Origin of the sequence: Pseudorhodoferax soli (assembly GCF_003337555.1) — a bacterium.
GTDB classification, from domain to species: Bacteria; Pseudomonadota; Gammaproteobacteria; order Burkholderiales; family Burkholderiaceae_C; genus Pseudorhodoferax; species Pseudorhodoferax soli.
Window position 1 is genome coordinate 1 of record NZ_QPJK01000019.1, and the last position, 20,033, is coordinate 20,033.

At 70.8% G+C, this 20,033-nt stretch carries 17 protein-coding genes; 12 read left to right on the top strand and 5 right to left on the bottom strand.

What is annotated here, in order from left to right; all coding sequences use genetic code 11:
• The 8 genes from DES41_RS36755 to lpdA form a co-directional block, all read left to right on the top strand.
• On the top strand, nt 1-1,464 hold a 1,464-nt coding region (locus tag DES41_RS36755), incomplete at its 5' end, for a response regulator (RefSeq protein ID WP_147283062.1).
• Between the two features lie 67 nt (nt 1,465-1,531).
• Nucleotides 1,532-2,512, top strand: a complete 981-nt coding sequence (locus DES41_RS36760; RefSeq protein WP_114472645.1) for an aldo/keto reductase — start codon at nt 1,532-1,534, stop codon at nt 2,510-2,512.
• Nucleotides 2,509-2,907, top strand: a complete 399-nt coding sequence (locus DES41_RS36765; protein WP_114472646.1) for a cytidine deaminase — start codon at nt 2,509-2,511, stop codon at nt 2,905-2,907. The genes DES41_RS36760 and DES41_RS36765 overlap by 4 nt, the downstream gene beginning before the upstream one ends.
• A 15-nt stretch (nt 2,908-2,922) precedes the next feature.
• Entirely contained in the window at nt 2,923-3,288 is a 366-nt protein-coding gene (locus tag DES41_RS36770) for a 5-carboxymethyl-2-hydroxymuconate Delta-isomerase (protein ID WP_114472647.1), read from the top strand.
• 129 nt (nt 3,289-3,417) lie between these two features.
• Nucleotides 3,418-4,653: a 3-methyl-2-oxobutanoate dehydrogenase (2-methylpropanoyl-transferring) subunit alpha gene (locus DES41_RS36775; RefSeq protein WP_114472648.1), complete on the top strand. Its 1,236-nt coding sequence runs from the start codon at nt 3,418-3,420 to the stop codon at nt 4,651-4,653.
• Between the two features lie 68 nt (nt 4,654-4,721).
• Nucleotides 4,722-5,726, top strand: coding sequence for an alpha-ketoacid dehydrogenase subunit beta (locus DES41_RS36780; RefSeq protein WP_114472688.1), 1,005 nt, complete (start codon nt 4,722-4,724; stop codon nt 5,724-5,726).
• Nucleotide 5,727: 1 nt separating this feature from the next.
• The gene (locus DES41_RS36785) at nt 5,728-7,035 is read left to right on the top strand and encodes a dihydrolipoamide acetyltransferase family protein (protein ID WP_114472649.1); all 1,308 of its coding nucleotides are present in this window, start codon (nt 5,728-5,730) and stop codon (nt 7,033-7,035) included.
• A gap of 2 nt (nt 7,036-7,037) precedes the next feature.
• On the top strand, nt 7,038-8,438 hold the full coding sequence (lpdA, locus tag DES41_RS36790; RefSeq protein WP_114472650.1) for a dihydrolipoyl dehydrogenase: 1,401 nt from the start codon (nt 7,038-7,040) through the stop codon (nt 8,436-8,438).
• 21 nt (nt 8,439-8,459) lie between these two features.
• Here the strand turns inward: lpdA and DES41_RS36795 are convergent, their stop codons facing one another.
• A complete protein-coding gene (locus DES41_RS36795; RefSeq protein ID WP_114472651.1) occupies nt 8,460-8,690 on the bottom strand; it encodes a DUF1653 domain-containing protein in 231 nt (76 codons plus the stop codon).
• Nucleotides 8,691-9,035: 345 nt separating this feature from the next.
• On the opposite strand from DES41_RS36795, the gene DES41_RS36800 reads away from it, so the two are divergent.
• On the top strand, nt 9,036-10,742 hold the full coding sequence (locus tag DES41_RS36800) for a methyl-accepting chemotaxis protein (RefSeq protein ID WP_114472652.1): 1,707 nt from the start codon (nt 9,036-9,038) through the stop codon (nt 10,740-10,742).
• A 70-nt stretch (nt 10,743-10,812) separates the two neighbouring features.
• Here DES41_RS36800 and DES41_RS36805 read toward each other — a convergent pair whose 3' ends face one another.
• Nucleotides 10,813-11,622, bottom strand: a complete 810-nt coding sequence (locus DES41_RS36805) for a THxN family PEP-CTERM protein (protein ID WP_170168410.1) — start codon at nt 11,620-11,622, stop codon at nt 10,813-10,815.
• Between the two features lie 128 nt (nt 11,623-11,750).
• Nucleotides 11,751-12,776 carry a ketopantoate reductase family protein gene (locus DES41_RS36810; RefSeq protein WP_114472689.1) on the bottom strand — a complete coding sequence of 342 codons (1,026 nt, stop codon included), beginning with the start codon at nt 12,774-12,776 and terminating at the stop codon, nt 11,751-11,753.
• Nucleotides 12,777-12,865: 89 nt separating this feature from the next.
• Between DES41_RS36810 and DES41_RS36815 the strand changes: the two genes are divergently transcribed.
• Nucleotides 12,866-13,531, top strand: a complete 666-nt coding sequence (locus tag DES41_RS36815) for a YceI family protein (RefSeq protein WP_114472654.1) — start codon at nt 12,866-12,868, stop codon at nt 13,529-13,531.
• A 1-nt stretch (nt 13,532) separates the two neighbouring features.
• Here the strand turns inward: DES41_RS36815 and DES41_RS36820 are convergent, their stop codons facing one another.
• Nucleotides 13,533-15,131, bottom strand: coding sequence for a phospholipase D-like domain-containing protein (locus DES41_RS36820; RefSeq protein WP_114472690.1), 1,599 nt, complete (start codon nt 15,129-15,131; stop codon nt 13,533-13,535).
• Between the two features lie 78 nt (nt 15,132-15,209).
• Here DES41_RS36820 and DES41_RS36825 point away from each other — a divergent pair, with 78 nt between their 5' ends.
• Entirely contained in the window at nt 15,210-15,500 is a 291-nt protein-coding gene (locus DES41_RS36825; protein ID WP_114472655.1) for a MoaD/ThiS family protein, read from the top strand.
• A gap of 281 nt (nt 15,501-15,781) precedes the next feature.
• Here DES41_RS36825 and DES41_RS36835 read toward each other — a convergent pair whose 3' ends face one another.
• Nucleotides 15,782-18,472 (bottom strand): bifunctional acetate--CoA ligase family protein/GNAT family N-acetyltransferase, encoded by a 2,691-nt coding sequence (locus tag DES41_RS36835; protein ID WP_114472657.1) that lies wholly within the window; start codon nt 18,470-18,472, stop codon nt 15,782-15,784.
• Nucleotides 18,473-18,513: 41 nt separating this feature from the next.
• Between DES41_RS36835 and DES41_RS36840 the strand changes: the two genes are divergently transcribed.
• Nucleotides 18,514-19,998 carry a cobyric acid synthase gene (locus DES41_RS36840; RefSeq protein ID WP_245966051.1) on the top strand — a complete coding sequence of 495 codons (1,485 nt, stop codon included), beginning with the start codon at nt 18,514-18,516 and terminating at the stop codon, nt 19,996-19,998.
• Nucleotides 19,999-20,033: the final 35 nt, after the last annotated feature.

Consider the following 20,033-nt stretch of genomic DNA (forward strand, 5'->3'; position numbering starts at 1 on the left):
CGCGCGCTGGTGGTGGACGACAACGACGCGGCGCGTGAACTCATGGGCACGCAGCTGTCGGGCATGGGCTTTGCGGTGGACACCGTGGGCAGCGGCGAAGATGCGCTGGCCGCGGTGGCGCGTGCGCAGTCCGGCAAACCCTATGGCCTGATGGTGGTGGACTGGCAGATGCCGGGCATGGACGGCATCGAGACGGCCAAGCGCGTGCGCGGGCTCAACGATGGGCTGCGCATCGTGATGGCCACAGCCTACGGGCGAGACGAGGTGCGCGCGCATGCCGACGAGGCGGGCATCGAGGCCTTCGTGGTCAAGCCCGTGAGCGCCTCCGCGCTGGTCGACGCGCTGATGACGGCGCTGGTGCCGAACACCGCACCGTCCTCGCGCGCCGTGCAGATCCAGGAGATCGCACCGGACCTGCTGCGCGGCGTGCGGCTCCTGCTGGCCGAGGACAACGAGATCAACCAGCAGATCGCGATCGAGCTGCTGGAAGGGGCGGGCGCCACCGTGCGGGTGGCCGGCAACGGCAAGGAGGCCTTCGACCTGGTGCAGGCCGGCGAGTCCTTCGACGCCGTGCTGATGGACCTGCAGATGCCCGTGATGGGCGGTCTGGAGGCCACCGGCTTGATCCGCGCGGACGCACGCTTCGCCACGCTGCCCATCATCGCCATGACCGCACATGCGATGGTGGAGGAGCGCGAGCGCTGCCTGGCGGCCGGCATGGTGGACCACATCACCAAGCCGCTGGACCCGCCTTCGATGTTCAAGGCGTTGCTGCGCTGGGTGCAGGCGCGCCCGGTGGAAGCTGCGGCGGCGCGGCCAGATGCGCCTGCCCCGCAGGCCGAACACGACTTGCCCGACATCGCGGGGCTGGACCTCGCCGCCGGCCTGCGCCGCGTGGGCGGCAACCGCGCGCTGTACCTGCGGCTGCTGCACCAGTTCGCGGACGGGCAGGCCGATGTCGTGCAGCGCATCGAGGCCGCCCTGGCCGGCGGCAAGCGGGAAGAGGCCGAGCGGGCGGCGCACACCGTGCGCGGCGTGGCGGGCAACATGGGCCTGGCCAGCCTGCAGACGGCAGCCGCCGCCCTGGAAGAGAGCCTGCGCCACGGGCGCGACGTGTCCGCCGCGCTGGCGGCCTTCGGTGCCGAACTGTCGGCCTGCGTGCAGGCGCTGCGCGCAGCCTGGGGTGCACAAAGCGCCCAGGCCGTGCCCGTTGCCGCCGCGCCGGCCATCGACGCGGCCGAGGCGGCAGGCCATGCACAGCAGTTCGCGCGCCTGCTGGCCGACTGCGATGCGCAGGCCGAGGACTACCTGGCCGCGCACCGCGGGGCACTGGTGCAAATCTGCGGCGCCGAGGCGGTGGCCGCCACCGCGCTGGCCGTGCAGGCCTTCGATTTCGACGCCGCGCTGCAGGCCGTGCGCGATGCGGCCGCGCAGCAGGGCGTGGTGATCGAAGCGACCGCCTGAGCGCGCTGCGCAGGCCGGGTGCCGGCTCTATCATGGCCGGCTCTTTCTTCCTGCACACCTTCATCCCATGGACACCATCCGTTTCGGCCGTACCGGCCTGCAGGTCTCGCGCCTGTGCCTGGGCTGCATGAGCTACGGCGCGCCCGATCAGGGCAACCATGCCTGGACCCTGCCCGAGGCCGCGAGCCGGCCCTTCCTCAAGAAAGCGCTGGACCTCGGCATCAACTTCTTCGACACCGCCAACGTCTACTCGGCCGGCACCAGCGAGGAGATCGTGGGCCGTGCGCTGGCCGACTACGCGCCCCGCGACGAGGTGGTGGTCGCGACCAAGGTGAACGGCCGCATGCGGCCCGGCCCCAACGGCGCCGGCCTGTCACGCAAGGCCATCCTGGCCGAGATCGACCAGAGCCTGAAGCGGCTGTCGATGGACCATGTGGACCTTTACCAGATCCACCGCTGGGACTACGCCACGCCCATCGAGGAGACGATGGAGGCGCTGCACGACGTGGTCAAGGCCGGCAAGGCGCGCTACATCGGCGCCTCGTCCATGTACGCCTGGCAGTTCGCCAAGGCCCAGGCCGTGGCCGAGCGCCATGGCTGGACGCCCTTCGTCTCCATGCAGAACTACCTGAACCTGCTGTACCGCGAGGAGCAGCGCGAGATGCTGCCGCTGTGCCGCGACCAGGGCGTGGCCGTGATCCCCTGGAGCCCGATGGCGCGCGGCCGTCTCACGCGCGACTGGGACAGCGCCAGCGCGCGCGCGGAGACCGACGATTTCGGCCGCACGCTGTACGCCAGCACCGCCGAGGCCGACCGCAAGGTGGTCGAGGCCGTGGCCGGCGTCGCGGCGGCACGCGGCGTGCCGCGCGCGCAGGTGGCACTGGCCTGGGTGCTGCAGCAGCCCGGCGTGACGGCGCCCATCGTTGGCGCGACCAAGGTGGAGCACCTGGACGACGCGGTGGCCGCGCTGGCGCTGAAGCTCACGCCCGAGGAGATCGCGGCGCTGGAAGCGCCGTACTTGCCGCACGCGGTGGTCGGCTTCTCGTGACCGCGGCCTTGCTGGCCGCGGCGCGGGCGGCGCAGGCCAACGCCCATGCGCCGTACTCGCGTTACAAGGTCGGCGCCGCGCTCGCCACGCCGGATGGCCGCGTGTTCGCAGGCTGCAACGTGGAGAACGCGGCCTATCCCAGCGGCACCTGCGCCGAGGCCGGCGCCATCGCGGCCATGGTCGCGGCCGGCGGGCGCGCCATCGCCGAGATCCTCGTCGTGGGCGACGGCCCCGAGCCCATCACGCCCTGCGGCAACTGCCGACAGCGCATCCGCGAGTTCGCCATGGCCGGCACGCGCGTGCATGCGGCAGGCGCGCCTGGCGTGCTGGCCAGCTTCACGCTGGACGAGCTGCTGCCCGCTTCGTTCGGCCCCCAACACCTGCCGCCCGCCTAGCGCGGGCCACTGCCCATGCCCCACATCGTCATCGAATACACCCCCAACCTCGGCGCGCTGCCGTTCGACGCCATGCTGGCCTCGACCACGCAGGCGCTGTCGGAAAGCCCCGAAGTCCAGGACGAGGCAGACCTCAAGGCGCGCGTGTTGCGCGCCGACCATTTCCGCGTGGGCCTGGCCGACAGCGGCCGCGGCTACCTGCATGTGCAACTGCGCATCCTGGCCGGCCGCACGCCCGAGGCCAAAAAGGACCTGAGCCGCCGCGTGGCGGATGCGCTGCGCGGCCACCTGGATGCGCTGCCGCCGGGGCTCCAGGCCTACCTCAGCGTGGAGGTGGTCGACATGGACCGCGGCAGCTACACCAAGGTCCGCCTGGCCTGAACCGGCCGCGCACCGTCTTCCCGTAAACTGGCCGGGCCGCGCTTACCCGCGCGGCACACAGGGGCCGGTCACCCACCCGTGGCCGCGCTCTGTACCAACCCAGGCACGCTACCGCGTGCGGAGACATCGATGCGCGAGCACCCAGCCCTGCGGCTGCATGTGCCAGAGCCCACTGGGCGACCTGGCTGTGCCACCGACTTTTCCTTCCTGCAGATTTCCGGCGCGGGCACCGTCCGCAAACCGCCGGTCGACACCTCCCACTTCGAAACCGCGGACCTGGCCTACGCCCTGATCGGCGTGCTCGACCGCGAAGGCCATGCCGTCGGCCCCTGGGCACCGGAGATCGACAGCACCCAGCTGCGCCGCGGCCTGCGCGCGATGATGAAGACGCGGATCTTCGACGCGCGCATGACCATTGCGCAGCGCCAGCGCAAGACCTCGTTCTACATGCAGTGCCTGGGCGAGGAGGCCATCGCGGTCGCCCAGGGCATGGCGCTCCGCAAGGGCGACATGCACTTTCCGACCTACCGCCAGCAGGGCCTGCTGCTGAGCCGCGACGACGTGTCCATGGTCGAGCTGATCTGCCAGCTCATGAGCAACGAAGCCGACCCCATGAAGGGCCGCCAGCTGCCCGTGATGTACTCGTTCAAGCGGGCCGACTTCTTCAGCATCTCGGGCAACCTGGCCACGCAGTTCCCGCAGGCCGTGGGCTGGGCCATGGCCTCGGCCATCAAGGGCGACACGCGCATCGCCTCGGCCTGGATCGGCGACGGCGCGACGGCCGAATCGGACTTCCACACCGCGCTGACCTTCGCCCATGTCTACCGCGCGCCGGTGATCCTCAACGTGGTCAACAACCAGTGGGCGATCTCCAGCTTCCAGGCGCTCGCGGGCGGCGAATCGACCACCTTCGCGGCACGCGGCGTGGGCTGCGGCATCGCCTCGCTGCGCGTGGACGGCAACGACTTCCTGGCGGTCTACGCGGCGTCGCAGTGGGCGGCCGAACGCGCCCGCACCAACCAGGGCCCGACGCTGATCGAGTGGGTCACCTACCGGGCCGGCGCGCACTCGACCTCGGACGACCCCTCCAAGTACCGGCCCTCCGACGACTGGGAGCGCTTCCCGCTGGGCGATCCGATCGAGCGCCTCAAGACCCATCTGGTCCACCTGGGCATCTGGTCCGAGCAGGAGCACGCACAGGTGCACAAGGAACTGGAGGCCGAGGTGGCCGCCGCGCAGAAGGAGGCCGAAAGCCACGGCAGCCTGCTGGACGGCCACATCCCGAGCGCCGCGACGATCTTCGAGGATGTCTACGAGACCATGCCCGAGCATTTGCGCCGCCAACGCCAGGAACTGGGAGTCTGAGCATGCTGACCGAAGTCAAGAACCCGGCCGCGGAAACTGCACAGACGGCAGAGATGGCCAGCAGGCCCATGACCATGATCCAGGCCCTGCGCTCGGCGCTGGACGTGGTGATGGCGCGCGACCCCGACGTGGTCGTGTTCGGCCAGGACGTGGGCTATTTCGGCGGCGTGTTCCGCGTCACCGAAGGCCTGCAGGCCAAGTACGGCAAGACCCGCTGCTTCGATGCGCCGATCAGCGAGGGCGGCATCGTCGGCGTGGCCGTGGGCATGGGGGCCTACGGCCTGCGCCCGGTGGCCGAGATCCAGTTCGCCGACTACTTCTACCCGGCCTCCGACCAGCTGGTCTCCGAGGCGGCGCGGCTGCGCTACCGCTCGGCCGGCGACTTCACCTGCCCGATCACCGTGCGCATGCCCTGCGGTGGCGGCATCTACGGCGGGCAGACGCACAGCCAGAGCCCGGAGGCGCTGTTCACCCATGTGAGCGGGCTGCGCACCGTGCTGCCCAGCAACCCTTACGACGCCAAGGGCCTGCTGATCTCGGCCATCGAGTGCAACGACCCGGTGATCTTCCTGGAGCCCAAGCGGCTGTACAACGGCCCGTTCGACGGGCACCACGACCGGCCGGTCGTGCCCTGGTCCAAGCATCCCATGGGCAACGTGCCCGAGGGCTACTACACGGTGCCGCTGGAATCGGCCGCGGTGTTCCGGCCTGGCAACCAGTTGACCGTGCTGACCTACGGCACCATGACCTGGGTGGCCGAATGCGCCGCGCGCGAGACCGGCATCGACGCCGAGATAATCGACCTGCGCTCGATCTGGCCGCTGGACCTCGCCACCATCGTCGCTTCGGTCAAGAAGACCGGCCGCTGCGTGATCGTGCACGAGGCCACCAAGACCAGCGGCTTCGGCGCCGAGCTCTCTGCCCTCGTGCAGGAGCATTGCTTCTACCAGCTGGAGGCGCCGATCGAGCGCGTGACCGGCTGGGACACGCCGTACCCGCACGCCCAGGAATGGGCGTACTTCCCGGGGCCCGACCGCGTCGGCGCGGCCTTCAAGCGCGCGATGGAGAGCTGACATGGGCCACTACACCATCAAGATGCCCGACATCGGCGAAGGCATCGCCGAAGTGGAACTCGTCGAGTGGCGGGTCAAGCCGGGCGACACCGTCGCCGAGGACCAGATCCTGGCCGACGTCATGACCGACAAGGCCACCGTCGAGATTCCGTCGCCGGTGGCAGGCACCGTGCTCGAACTGGGCGGCCAGCCCGGGGCGTTGCTGGCCGTCGGTGCCGAATTGATCCGGCTCGAAGTGGCGGGCGCCGGCAATGTGGCGGCCAAGGCCGTGCAGGTGGCCGCGGTCGCCGCGCCGGCGCAGGCACCAGCTGCTGCGCCTGCCGCACCAGCGGCACCAGCCGCACCCGCTGCAACCGCCGCCCCCGCGGCGGCTGCACCGGTCCCCGTGCAACGCCCGCCGGTCGCCGCCCCGGTGGCCATGCGCGCACCCGGCGAGAAGCCCATCGCTTCACCGGCCGTGCGCCAGCGCGCCTGGGAGCTCGGCATCGAACTGCAGTTCGTGCACGGCAGCGGCCCGGCCGGCCGCATCACGCACGAGGACCTGGACATCTACCTGGTCTCGGGCGGCCAGCCGCGCGTCGCCAGTGCCGGCGGCGCCTACGCGCAGCGCCAGGGCGAGGAGGCCATCCCGCTGATCGGCCTGCGCCGCAAGATCGCGCAGAAGATGCAGGAGGCCAAGCGCCGCATCCCGCACTTCAGCTACGTGGAGGAGATCGACGTCACCGACCTCGAGGCCCTGCGCGCGCAGCTCAACGAACGTTACGGCGCTGCACGCGGCAAGCTCACCTTGCTGCCCTTGCTGGCCCGCGCGCTGGTGATCGCGCTGCGCGACTTCCCGCAGATGAACGCACGTTTCGACGACGACGCCGGCGTGGTGACACGCTACGCGGCCGTGCACCTGGGCATGGCCACGCAGACCGACAGCGGCCTGCTGGTGCCCGTGCTGCGCCATGCCGAGACGCTGGACCCCTGGGCCTGCGCGCGCGAGATCGCACGCCTGGCCGAGGCCGGCCGCAGCGGCAAGGCCGGGCGTGACGAGCTCTCCGGCTCCACCATCACCATCAGCAGCCTGGGGCCGCTGGGCGGCATCGTGACCACGCCCGTCATCAACCACCCCGAGGTGGCCATCGTCGGCGTGAACAAGATCGTCGAGCGCCCGGTGTTCCGCGGTGGCGCGGTGGTGGGGCGCAAGCTCATGAACCTGTCGTCGTCCTTCGACCACCGCGTGGTCGACGGCATGGACGCGGCGCAGTTCATCCAGGCCGTGCGCGCATTGCTCGAGTCGCCGGCCCTGCTGTTCGTGGAGTGAAGATGGCATCGAAGACAACGACATTGCTCGTCATCGGCGGCGGGCCGGGCGGCTACGTGGCCGCCATCCGCGCGGCGCAGCTGGGCGTGGCGACCATGTTGGTGGAAGGCATGGCGCCCGGCGGCACCTGCCTGAACATCGGCTGCATCCCGTCGAAGGCCCTGATCCATGCGGCCGACGAATTCGACCGCGTGCGCCGCGCCACACCCGGTGCGGTCAGTTCGCCGCTGGGCATCCGTGCCGAAGCTGCCAGCATCGACCTTGCGGTCACGCAGGCCTGGAAAGAGGGCGTGGTCGGCAAGCTCACGGGCGGCGTGGCCGCGCTGCTACGCAAGGCCGGCGTGCAGGTGGTGGCCGGCTGGGCGCGCATCGTCGACGGCAAGACGGTGGACGTGGCGCAAGAGAGCGGCGAGACGCTGCGCATCCAGTGCGAGCACCTGCTGCTGGCCACGGGCTCCGAGCCGATGGCGCTGCCGCAGTTGCCGTTCGCAGGCAAGGTGCTGTCGTCCACCGAGGCGCTGGCACTGACGGAGGTGCCGCGGCACCTGGTCGTGGTCGGTGCGGGCTATATCGGCCTGGAACTCGGCATGGCCTGGCGCAAGCTGGGCGCCGAGGTCACCGTCGTCGACGTGGCCGAGCGCGTCCTGCCCGGCTACGACGAAGACCTGGGCAAGCCGGTGCTGGCTGCGCTCAAGCGCATGGGCATCGTGCTGCACCTGGGCTGCACGGCCGAAGGCCTCACGGTCGACGGCGCAGGGCTGCGCGTGCGCAGCCGCCATGCCGACGAGTTCGTGCTGCCCGCGGACAAGGTGCTCGTGGCTGCAGGCCGGCGCCCGCTCACGGCCGGCCTCGAATCGCTGCAGCTGGACATGGATGGCCGCGCGGTGAAGGTCGACGCCAGCTGCCGCACCTCCATGCGCAATGTCTGGGCCATCGGCGACCTCACGGGCGAGCCCATGCTCGCGCACCGGGCCATGGCCCAGGGCGAGGTGGCGGCCGAATGCATCGCGGGCCACAAGCGGCGCTTCGCGCCGCTCGCCATCGCGGCGGTGTGCTTCACCGACCCGGAGGTCGTGGCCGTGGGCCTGACGCAGGCGCAGGCTGCGCAGGCCGGCATCGAGACGCTGAGCGCGCAGTTCCCGTTCGCGGCCAATGGCAGGGCCTTGACCATGGAAGGCGGCGAGGGCTTCGTGCGGGTGGTGGCGCGCCAGCACGACCACCTGGTGCTGGGCTGGCAGGCCGTGGGACAGGGCGTGTCCGAGCTGGCCGCGGCCTTCAGCTACGCGATCGAGATGGGCGCGCGGCTGGAGGATGTGGGCGGCATCGTCCATGCCCATCCGACGCTGGGCGAGGCGGTGCAGGAAGCCGCCCTGCGCGCGCTGGGACGGGCCATCCACCTGTAGCCACGGCCCGGCGGGCCCCGGTCAGCCGACGAAGGCGAACCGGGGCTGCGCCCGGCCGTCGATCTCGACCTGGCCGACGAACATGGCGTGTGGCCGCACCCACCAGCCCGTGGCGTTGTACAGCGGGCGGTAGACCACGAGCGGCTCCAGCGTCTCGCTGTGCCGCGCGACGGCGAGCACCTCGTACTCGCCGCCCTTGTAGTGGCGGTAGCGGCCGGGCGCGACGGGGGGCAGGGGAGGCAGGTCGTCCATGGTGCAGGTGGGCAAAGCGGCAGAGCTTGCCACAGCGGTGCAGACCTGCGGTGCCCTTCGCGGTGGGCGGCGCTGCCCCGGCTTGCGGGCGACTTGTGGCCGGCTCCCGGGCCGGCCTCGGCCTGACGCCGGCCGAATGGCGGGCGCGGCCCCAGGCCGCTGCGCGCGCCACACCGAGGCTGTCCGCCGCGCAGCACCAGCCGCCTGTGCGATGGCCGGTCGCACCAGCGTCGCCAGCGGATATTTCGATCAAATTTCTGAAAGAATTTGCGCGGAAAATAGACAAATTGTTTCTGGGCTCCGCTGGAGCCGGATCGCGCCTTTGTCCTTTTCCGCTCTCCTCCCATGAAGAATCTACGCATCGGTACCCGCCTGGGCGGCGGTTTCGCGCTCATCCTCGTCGTGATGGCCCTCATCACGGCGGTCGGACTGTGGCGCCTGCAAACGGTGGCCCAGGCGACCAACGACATGACGCAGCAGCCGCTGGCCATGGAACGCATGATCAGCGACTGGTACCGCTACGTGTACAGCGGCGCGCGGCGCACCACGGCCATCGTCAAGAGCACCGACCCTTCGCTCGGCCAGTTCTTCGCCGCGGATGCGGCCAGCAGCACCAAGGAATCCGGTGAACTGCAAAAGCGCATCGAGCCGCTGCTGACCAGCCCCGAGGAGCAGGCCCTGTGGGCGCAGATCCAGCAGGCACGCGTTCTCTACCTGTCCTCGCGCGACCAGGCCGTCAAGGCCAAGGGCGATGGCCTGGCCGAGGAGGCCGAACGGCTGCTCACGCAGACCTATCTGCCGGCCACGGACAAGTACACCGACCTGATCCAGAAGCTGCTGGACATGCAGCGCGCGCGCATCGACGCCACCGCCCAGCGCATCGACGGCATCTACGGCGAGAGCCGCCTGCTGATGCTGGGCCTGGGCCTGCTCGGCCTGCTGGCCGGCGGCCTGTTCGCCTGGCGCCTGACCGTGGGCATCACGCAGCCGCTGGCCGAGGCCGTGCGCGTGGCGCGCGCCGTTGCAGGGAACGATCTGACCAGCCGTGTGACGGTACAGTCGCGCGACGAGACCGGCCAGCTGCTGCAGGCCCTGCAGGACATGAACGCCAGCCTGTCCGCGGTGGTGGCCAGCGTGCGTTCGGGCACCGACAGCATCGCCACGGCGTCCAGCGAGATCGACGCGGGCAACCAGGACCTGTCCTCCCGCACCGAGGAGCAGGCCAGCTCGCTGCAGCAGACCGCTGCCTCCATGGAGCAATTGACCAGCACCGTGCGCCAGAACGCAGACAACGCGCGCCAGGCCAACCAACTGGCGGCCTCGGCGTCCAAGACGGCCGTGGAGGGCGGTCAGGTGGTGGCCGGCGTGGTCGGCACCATGGGCGCCATCAACGACAGCAGCCGCAAGATCGCCGACATCATCGGCGTGATCGACGGCATCGCGTTCCAGACCAACATCCTGGCGCTCAACGCGGCCGTGGAAGCTGCACGGGCTGGCGAGCAGGGCCGCGGCTTTGCCGTCGTGGCGGGCGAGGTGCGGGCGCTGGCGCAGCGCTCGGCCGCCGCGGCCAAGGACGTCAAGCAGCTGATCGGCGACTCGGTGGCCAAGGTGGAGGAGGGCAGCGCCCAGGTGGCCGAGGCCGGCCGCACCATGGACGCCATCGTGCAGAGCGTGCAACGCGTGAGCGACCTCGTGGCCGAGATCACGGCCGCCAGCCAGGAACAGAGCCAGGGCATCGAACAGGTGCACCAGGCGGTCTCGCAGATGGACACGGTGACGCAGCAGAACGCCGCCCTGGTCGAAGAAGCGGCCGCCGCCACCGGCGCCTTGAAGGCCCAGGCCGGCCAGCTCGCAAGCGCCGTGAGCGTGTTCCGCATCGAGGGTGAACGGGCTCCGCGCCCCGTGGCAGCGGCCCCGCAGCTGCCGCGCAAGAAGCCGCAGCCGGCGCCGGCCGCCCGTCCTGTGGCCGCGGCCAAGGCGGCTCGCCCGGCCATGGCGGCCGCGCGCGCGCCGGCGCTGGCAAAAGACCCGGGCGACTGGGAGTCCTTCTGATCGCCACCCGGCTGGCGCGGGCGTAAAAAAACCCCGCCAGGGCGGGGTTCGCGGGGGCTGAACGAGACGCTCAGGCCTTGGTCTGCCGGCGGCGGCGCATGCCGGCCAGGCCGACGAGGCCAACACCCAGCAGCGCGATCGAAGCGGGTTCGGGCACTTCGACCACCAGCGGCGTGCTGGTCACCTTCAGCAGGAAGTTGACGGCGTTCTCCTGGCCTTCGACCGTCGTGAAACCGATGCAACCGTTGGCCGCGCCGGCAGCGGCACAGACGGCGTTGGGCAGCGTGGCCAGTGCGGGCGAGGCGAAGAAGCTGAAGAAGTACTCGTCGCCAGCCAGGGTGATGGACTTGTTCAGCGAGCCGTCCAACACCCAGATGTCATTGCAGGGATTGCCGACCGGGCTGTTCGCCACGCAGGTGCCGGCGGAGTTGGGCGTCTCGGCAAACAGGATCTTGTAGGTGGCGGTCTCGTAGACGTAGGCATCGGCCGTGCCAGCCGCCCGCAGGCCGAGCGTGGCGCTGATGGTCGCACTGCGTAGCGTCGCAAAGGCCCCGGACACCACGTTGTTGCTGTGCGTGTAGGTGTTGGCGCTCTCGGCTGCGCCATTGGTGGCCAGCGTGCCGGTCTGGGGGTTGTTGCTGATGCCGATGCCGCTGCGGCCCGGACCGGCGGGGCCGGTGGGGCATGCGCCCCAGGTGATCGCCGAGCCGGAGACGCTCTGGCAACCCGCGCCACCAGTGAAAGCGGTCGAACCGGGCATGGTCACGAAGGAACTGGTGACCGTGTAGTCCCAGTTGATCGGAGCGGCGGCGGCGTTGCCGCTCGCGATGGCCATGGCAAGGCCGATGGCACCCAGTGCGCCGATGGATGTGGTTCGCATGTGTATTCCTTTTTTGCACTCAATTGAGCGTGGACAAAAACAAGTCGACCGTGGTCGACCTGACAGAAATAGCAGCATGCGTGCCATGTGAACAACAGCACTGTTTTTGAACGCAATTTGTATGGAATTTAGTGATGCATTGATTGCTGTGAAAAAATTGTCGACAGTGAAAATTTCACGTTGAGATGGCATGGAAATTCGATAGGCTGTATTGCAGCCGAATGCCCACGACCATTTGTACAGCCAGCGGTTATGCGGTCAATGCCGCGCGGTCTGCCCAGCAGCTTGACCAGCGCCCACATGGCACGGTTGACCGGCGTGGCAATGCCATGCGCCTCACCGCGGCGCACCACCAGGCCGTTCAGGTGGTCGATCTCGGTGGGTTTGCCGCGCGCCAGGTCCTGCGCGGTGGACGAGCTTTGCGTGGGCATGGTCTGCGCCAAGCGCTCCACGGCCTGGTGGATGTCGGCCGGCAGCGCCACCCCTTCGGCGCTGGCCACGGCCAGGCACTCGGCCACCAGGTCGGCCATGACCTGCGGCACGCCAGTGCCCAGCACCATGCGGCCATAGGGCAGTTGGGTGATGGCCGACAAGGCGTTGTAGGCGCAGTTGAGCACCAGCTTGGACCACAGCGCCGCACGCGCGTTGGCGGACACCTCCGTCGGCACGCCGGCCGCACGCAGTTGCTGCGCCAGTGCCTCGCTGCGCGGGCCGGGCTCGATGACGAGCTCGCCGCGGCCATGGTGGCGCATGTGGCCGGGGCCGGCCATCTCCGTGGCGACGTAGACCACGGCTGCCGCCACCTCCTGCGGCAGTACCGTGCGCAGCCGCTCGGCGTTGTCCACGCCGTTCTGCAACGTCAACACGAAGGCCTGGGCCGGCAGGTGCGCCAGCAACTGGCGGCCCGTGGCCTCGGTGTCGGGCGATTTCACGCTGAACAGCACGAGGTCGGCGCCGGCCACCGCGGCCGGCTCGGTGCTGGCCTGCACGCGCACCTGCTCGTCGAAGCCGAGCGTCTGCATGCGCAGGCCCCGGGCCTGCACGGCGTCCACATGTTGCGGCCGTCCGATCAGCGTCACCGCGTGGCCGGCGCGCGCCAGCATGCCGCCGTAGTAGCAGCCGACGGCGCCGGCGCCGACGACAGCAACCTGCAAAGTGGTGGGGAGCAGTGTGGACTGGGACATGGGGCTGTGGTCGAAAGAGGGGGGCTGCATTGTGGCTGCCCCGCCTACACTGCGGCCCCATGCCCACCGCAAGCCGTCTTTCGCTCCACCGCCTGTGCCTGGCCGCTGCGCTGGTGCTGTCCTGGCCCACCCACGCGCAGTCGCCCGCCGCGGGCGCGGCGCCAGAGATGGCCGCCCGGCCCGCGGGGCCGCCTCAGCCCGGCGGCCGCTACGTGGTGGACCCGACCCACACCTTCGTGCTCTACGAGATGGGCCACTACGGCACCAGCACCAACCGCGGGCGCTTCGGCACGCGCGATGGCCAGGTGCAGGTCGACGCCGCCGGCCAGCTGGCACGCGTGGACGTCAGCTTCGACATGGCCAGCATCAACACCGGCGTCGACCTGCTGAACCGCCATGTGCAGAGCAGCGACTTCCTGAACGTCGCCGATTTCCCCACCGGCCGCTACGAGGCCGAGGATGTGCGCATCGAGGAAGGCCGCGTGCAAGTGCTGCGCGGCCGGCTGACGCTGATGGGCCAGACCCATCCGGTGGACATGCGGGCCGTGCGCTTCAACTGCTATGTGAGCCCCTTGCATGGGCGCCAGGTGTGCGGCGGCGATTTCGAGGCCGAGATCCTGCGCAGCCAATGGGGCATCAACTGGGGCCTGCAGTTCGGCTTCGAGGACCGCGTGCGGCTGCTGGTGCAGGTCGAGACGGTGCTGGTGCCCGCGGCCGCGCGCTGAACTACAGCATGTGCTCGGGCGTGAACGGCGCCACCAGCTCCAGCAGCAGCCGGTCCCACCAACTGGCGTCGGGTTCGGTGTGCAGCACGGTGGGCGCGCCGTCGTCCTCGCCATGCCACTCCAGCGCACCGTCCGCGCCGGCCTGTACGCGCCAGACGCCTTGCTCGCGCAGCACCTGGGCCAGCCGCAGCATCTGGGCTGCCAGTGGGCGGCTGCGGATGAACAGGCCGATCTCGGTGTTGTGCTGTTCCGAGCGCGGGTCGAAGTTCAGCGAGCCGACGAACAGCAGCTCGCCATCGAGCACGGCGGTCTTGGTGTGCAGGCGCCCCACGGCCGCGCCGAACAGTGGCAGCTTGGGGCTGCCAGCCACGCGCCGGCTGCTGACTTCGTCGATCTCCACGCCCAGGGTCACGAGCTCGGCGCGGTAGCGCCGGTAGGCGGTGTGCACGAAAGGCTCGTCGCTGGCCGCCAGGGAGTTGGTGATCAGCTGCACCTTGGCGCCACGGGCGCGTGCCTCGCGCAGCACCTGCAGGCCGTGCGCACCGGGCACCAGGTAGGGCGAGCACAGCAGCACGCTGGTGCGCGCGCGGCGGATGCCTTCCACCAGGTTGTAGCGCACGCTGTCCACGTCCTGCAGCGGCACGCCGCCGTACTGCGCCTGGTAGCCGATGGCACGCTCGGGCGTGTCGGCGTAGGCCTGGGCCGTGGCCCAGATGAGGCTGAGCCGGCCCGCCTGCAGCTCCTGCGAGACCGGCGCATAGCCCAGCATGTCGTTGGGCGGCGGCGGGCGCGGCGCGGGGGCATGGGTCGCATCGGTCAGGGCCTCGAAGCGGGCCTGCCGGGCGGCAGCATCTCCATCGGGTGCCACCAGGCGTGCCAGGGGCACCACATGCGCGCTGTTCCAGTAGCGGTCGAACAGCTCGCCCAGGCGCGGCAGCAGCGCGCCGGCCACCAGCACGTCCAGGTCCAGGAAGTTCTCGCCCGCGGTCTGGAAGAAGTAGCGCCCGCCGATGTTGCGCCCACCGGCCACGGCCAGCGCCCCGTCGGCCACCAGCAGCTTGTTGTGCATGCGCCGCTGCAGCCGGTCGAAGTGCCACAGCGATGCGGCGAAGCGCAGCGCCACCTTCGGGCTGCGCAGGGGAATCGGGTTGTACAGCCGCAGCTCCAGGTTGGGCGTGGCGGCCAGCGCGTCGAGCAACGCGCTGTCGCCGCCCGTGTACAGGTCGTCCAGCAGCAGGCGCACGCGCACGCCGCGCGCAGCTGCATCGCGCAGCGCCCGCAGGAAGTGCAGTCCCGTGGCATCGGTTTCCAGGTGGTAGTACTGCACGTCCAGCGACTGGCGGGCCCGGGCGATCAGCGCGAGCCGGGCGTCGAGCCCGTAGTCTCCGCTGGGAATCAGGCGAAAGCCGCTCAGCTCGGCATCGGGCTGGGCGGCGCGGGCGGTGCGCACCAGCGGTGCATCCGCCACCGCGGGCAGGGCCTGGGCGGGCAGGCCGGCCAGGTCCGGCGGCAGGCTGGCGCAGCCGGTCAGCAGCATGGCCAGCGCCCAGGCGAGCAGCCGGCAGGCCAGCCGGGCCAGGGGCGCGGCGCGAACGGGCATGGGCGGATGCAGGTGCATGGCGGGCCGTAGTGTGCCCATTCCCGGGCGCCTGACCGCACCTGTGGTGAAAATGCCGCGATGCCCGACGCCAGCCCCGCAGCCACCACGGTGCACGTGGAGTTCGCCGCCAGCCTGCAGCGCCACCAGGCCTGCCCGCCGCAGCGCGTGGCACGGGGTTCCTTGCGCGACGTGCTGGAGGCGGCCCTGGCCGGCACACCGGCGCTGGCCGGCTATGTGTTCGACGACCAGCGCCAGGTGCGCAAGCATGTGGCGGTGTTCGTCAACGGCCAGATGGTGCACGACCGGCAGCGGCTGGCCCTGGCCCGGGGCGACCGGGTGGTGGTTCTGCAGGCCCTGACGGGCGGCTGAAACGAGGATGCATGCGCACGATGCTCGTTGGCACGCGCAAGGGCCTGGTCGGCGCACGGACGACGGCGGCGCGAGCTTCCAGAGCTTCGGCGATGGGCTGCCGCAGCACGACGCCTTCCACCTGGTCTACCGCCAGGGCCTGGCTGTCGCGCCGGACGGCCGCACGCTGGCCATGGCCTCGACGACCGGCGCGCTGTGGGCCAGCGCGGACGCGGGCGAGAGCTGGCAGGTGCTTGCGCGCGACCTGGCGCCAGTGGCGGCGGTATGCTTCGCCGGCTGGCCTACAGCGCGTGCGTCACGAGCCGGAAGTCCGGGTCTTCCGCAAACGGCTTGATCGAGAACCCGAGCGAGCGCATGAGCTTGAGCATGTTCGGGTTGACCGACAGCACCAAGCCCTGGATCTCCGACAGCCCCTTGTCGCGCGCCACCTGCATGATGGCGTCCATGAGGCGTGAGCCGATGCCCTTGCCGGCCATGTCGTCGGCCACCACGAGCGAGAACTCGCAGCTGGTCTGGTCCGGGTTGGTCACGTAGCGCGAGACGCCGATCACGCGCTGCGTCTCGACGATGGAGCCGTCGGTGGCGGCGCTGCGCTGCTTCAACACCGCCACCAGCGCCATCTCGCGGTCATAGTCGATCAGCGCGAAGCGCGCCAGCATGCCGGGTGGCAGCTGCGTCATCGACGATACATAGCGGAAGTAGCGGCTTTCGGGCGAGAGCGCCTGCACGAAGGTCTGCAGCATCTGGGCGTCGCCCGGGTGGATCGGCCGGATCGTGTATTCGCCGCCGCCGCGCAGCGGCAGTTGCTGCTCGTAGCGGGCGGGGTAGGGCAGGATGGCCAGGTGGTCGTAGCTGCCGCCAGCGGTGCCCAGGCTCTGCGGCGCGTGGTCGACGACGATGCGGGCGTCCACCGCCACCACGCCGTTCTCGTCGACGATGAGCGGGTTGATGTCCATCTCGCGCAGCTGGGGCAGCTCGCAGACCATCTCGGACACGCGCAGCAGCACGCGCTCGAGCGCCTCCATGTCGACCGGCGCCGCGCCGCGCCATTCGGCCAGCGTCTCGGCCACGCGGGCACGCTCGATCAACCGGCGCGCGAGGAACTGGTTCAGCGGCGGCAACTCCATGGCGCGGTCGCGGATCAGCTCGATCATGGTGCCGCCCGCGCCGAACACGATCACCGGGCCGAACGGGTCGTCCGTGACCATGCCGATGCAGATCTCGCGGCCGCGCTGGGCACGCGCCATCTTCTGCACCGTCACGCCGTGGATGCGCGCGCCGGGCTGCAGGCGCGCCACGCGCTCGACCATGTCCTGGTAGCTGTCGCGCACGGCCGTGCCGCTCATGATGTTGAGCGCCACGCCCTGCACGTCGCTCTTGTGGGTGATGTCGGGCGAGTCGATCTTCAGCGCCACCGGAAACCCGAGCTGCGTGGCGATCATCATGGCCTCGTTGGCGTTGCGGGCCAGCGTGGTCTGCGTGATGGGGATGTGGAAGGCCGACAGCAGCGTCTTGCTCTCCATCTCGGTCAGCACCTTGCGGCGCTCCGCGAGCACGCTCTCGATGACCAGGCGGGCAGCCTCGATGTCGGGCTTGGCCAAAGTGGACAGCGGCGCCGGCGTCTGCTGCAGCAGCTGCTGGTTCTGGTAGAACGAAGCGATGTTGCCGAAGGCGCCGACCGCGGCCTCGGGCGTGCGGAAGTTCGGGATCGCGGCCGCGTTGAGCACCTGGCGTGCCGCGCCCACCGAGGCATCGCCCATCCAGCAGGCCAGGAGCGGCTTGGCAATGCCGGCCTTGGCCGCAGCCAGGGCCTGCGCCACGTCGTCGGCCGCGCCGCCGGGCTTGGCCGAGTGGATGGCCAGCACACCGTCGACCTGGCGGTCGCGCGCTGCGGCTTCCACCGCCGCGCGGTACTGCGCGGCATCCGCGTCCTCGGACAGGTCGATCAGTTCGCTCAGCGAGGCATGGGCCGGCAGCTGCGGCTTGAGCGCGGCCACCGTCGCATCGGACAGCCGGCCCAGCTCCAGGCCGATCTCGTTGGCCCAGTCGGCCGCCAGCACGCCGGGGCCGCCACCGTTGGTGACCACGGCCAGGCGCCGGCCCACCGGCCGGTAGCGCGAGGCCAGGCACTTGGCGGCCGAGAACAGCTCGACGAAGGAGCGCACGCGCACGGCACCGGCGCGGCGCAGTGCGGCGTCGAACACGTCGTCGGCGCCGACGATGGCGCCGCTGTGCGTCTGCGCCGCCGCGTTGCCGGCCGGGCGCCGTCCGGCCTTGAGCACCAGCACCGGCTTGGCGTTGGCGGCCGAGCGCAGCGCGCTCATGAACCGGCGCGCACAGAGGATGCCTTCCAGGTACAGGATGATGCTGTGCGTGGCCGGGTCGCTGGCCATGAAGTCCAGCGCCTGGGCGATGTCCACGCCCGGGTTGGGCCCCAGCGCCACCACGGACGAGAAGCCCACGGCATTGCTGCGCGCCCAGTCCAGCATGGCGGCCGTCAATGCCCCCGATTGCGCGACCAGGCCCAGCGGCCCGGGCGCTGCCAGTGCGCCGAGGGCCGAGGCGTTCAGGCCCAGCGCCGGGCGTTGCAGGCCCAGGCCGTTGGGGCCCATCAGGTGGAAGCCCTCGCGGTGGGCGATGCGCTGCAGTTCCGTGGCGAGGTCGGCATCGATGCCGGTGCCCAGCACCAGCGCCGCGCGGCAGGCGATGCGGCCGACCAGGGCCAGCGCCTGGGCGATCTCGGCGGGCGGCAGCGCGACGATGGCCAGGTCGGCGCGGGCCTGGGCCAGGTCCGCCAGCGTGCCGCTGGTGCGCACGTCCAGAAAGCTGAGCGTGCCCTGGAAGCGCTGCCCACGCAGGGCCTGGTGCAGCTGGCGCGCCTCGCGCGTGAGGCTGTCGGGCGCATCCGGGTTGCCGGCCAGCACGACGATGGCCTGCGGTGCGAAGAGCGGGGTCAGGTAGTGCTTGTCCATGGTGGAACGATTGTGAAGGGAGCGGGCGCGAGAATCCTGGGATGCAAAGCAAGCAGAACAAGGGGCCGGCGCGCTGCGTCATGGTGCTGGGCACGACCAGCGGTGCGGGCAAGAGCTGGCTCACCACGGCGCTGTGCCGCTGGTATGCGCGCCAGGGCTGGAAGGTGGCGCCGTTCAAGGCCCAGAACATGAGCAACAACGCGCGCGTGGTGGAGGGCGGCGAGATCGGCAGTGCACAGTACTTCCAGGCGCTGGCGGCCGGTGCCGTGCCGGACGTGCGCATGAACCCGCTGCTGCTCAAGCCCGAACGCGACACGCACAGCCAGGTGGTGCTGCTGGGGCGTGTCGATGCCGAGTTGACGGGCATGCCCTGGCGCGGGCGCAGCGCCAGGGTCTGGCCGCAGGTGGCGCAGGCGCTGGACGCGCTGCGGGCCGAGAACGACGTGGTGGTGATCGAGGGCGCGGGCTCGCCGGCCGAGATCAACCTGGCCGACAGCGACATCGTCAACATGCGCGTGGCCGAGCACGCCGGCGCCCGCTGCCTGCTCGTGACCGACATCGACCGCGGCGGCGCCTTCGCCCACCTGTACGGCACCTGGGCGCTGCTGCCCCCGGCCCAGCGCGCGCTGATCCATGGCTTCGTGCTCAACAAGTTCCGCGGCGACGCCGCGCTGCTGGCGCCCGGCCCGCAGATGCTGGAGCAGATGACCGGCGTGCCCACGGTGGCCACGCTGCCGATGTGGTGGCAGCACGGCCTGCCCGAGGAGGACGGCGTGTTCGACGACCGGACGCAGCAGGCGGGGGCCGTGCAGCGCACGGTGGCCGTCATCGCCTACCCGCGCATCAGCAACCTCGACGAGTTCCAGCCGCTCAAGAACGTGGCGGGCCTGCGCCTGGCCTGGGTGCGCTCGCCGGCGCAGTTGGCCGGCCTGTCGGCCGCGACCGACTGGATCGTGCTGCCGGGCTCCAAGCACACCAGTGGCGACCTGGCCTGGCTGCGGGCCCAGGGCCTGGATGCCGCGATCACCCGCCACGCCCAGGCCGGCGGCGCGGTGCTGGGCATCTGCGGCGGGCTGCAGATGCTGGGCGAGGCGCTGGTCGACCCGCACGGCATCGACGGCAACGCGCCCGGGCTGGGCCTGTTGCCGCTGGTCACGCAGTTCGCGCCCGACAAGACGGTGCGCGCCACGTGCACGCGGTTCGGCGCGGTGCAGGGGCCATGGCAGGCCTTGTCCGGCCTGGCGGTGCGGGGCTACGAGATCCACCACGGCCAGACGGCAGCCCATGCGGCCATGGCCCGCAGTGGCGACCTGGCGACCGCGGTGCTGCCCGAGGGCCTGGGCTGGCAGGGCGGCCAGGGCCGGGTGCTGGGCGTGTACCTGCATGGCTTGTTCGAGGATCCGGGCGTGTTGCAGGCGCTGTTCGGCGCTGCCGGCAAGACGCTGGACCAGGTCTTCGACGGCCTGGCGGATTTTCTGGAAGCCCATGTCGACGCGGGTGTGCTGGACAAACTATTGCGCTCATAATGCAACAAATCGGTACACTTTGCCGCTCATAAACC

Coding starts and splice junctions, on each gene's coding strand:
- DES41_RS36760 (WP_114472645.1), top strand. CDS start 1,532: ATGGACACCATCCGTTTCGGCCGTACCGGCCTGCAGGTCTCGCGCCTG.
- DES41_RS36770 (WP_114472647.1), top strand. CDS start 2,923: ATGCCCCACATCGTCATCGAATACACCCCCAACCTCGGCGCGCTGCCG.
- DES41_RS36775 (WP_114472648.1), top strand. CDS start 3,418: ATGCGCGAGCACCCAGCCCTGCGGCTGCATGTGCCAGAGCCCACTGGG.
- DES41_RS36780 (WP_114472688.1), top strand. CDS start 4,722: ATGACCATGATCCAGGCCCTGCGCTCGGCGCTGGACGTGGTGATGGCG.
- DES41_RS36785 (WP_114472649.1), top strand. CDS start 5,728: ATGGGCCACTACACCATCAAGATGCCCGACATCGGCGAAGGCATCGCC.
- lpdA (WP_114472650.1), top strand. CDS start 7,038: ATGGCATCGAAGACAACGACATTGCTCGTCATCGGCGGCGGGCCGGGC.
- DES41_RS36795 (WP_114472651.1), bottom strand. CDS start 8,690: ATGGACGACCTGCCTCCCCTGCCCCCCGTCGCGCCCGGCCGCTACCGC.
- DES41_RS36800 (WP_114472652.1), top strand. CDS start 9,036: ATGAAGAATCTACGCATCGGTACCCGCCTGGGCGGCGGTTTCGCGCTC.
- DES41_RS36805 (WP_170168410.1), bottom strand. CDS start 11,622: ATGCGAACCACATCCATCGGCGCACTGGGTGCCATCGGCCTTGCCATG.
- DES41_RS36815 (WP_114472654.1), top strand. CDS start 12,866: ATGCCCACCGCAAGCCGTCTTTCGCTCCACCGCCTGTGCCTGGCCGCT.
- DES41_RS36820 (WP_114472690.1), bottom strand. CDS start 15,131: ATGCCCGTTCGCGCCGCGCCCCTGGCCCGGCTGGCCTGCCGGCTGCTC.
- DES41_RS36825 (WP_114472655.1), top strand. CDS start 15,210: ATGCCCGACGCCAGCCCCGCAGCCACCACGGTGCACGTGGAGTTCGCC.
- DES41_RS36835 (WP_114472657.1), bottom strand. CDS start 18,472: ATGGACAAGCACTACCTGACCCCGCTCTTCGCACCGCAGGCCATCGTC.
- DES41_RS36840 (WP_245966051.1), top strand. CDS start 18,514: ATGCAAAGCAAGCAGAACAAGGGGCCGGCGCGCTGCGTCATGGTGCTG.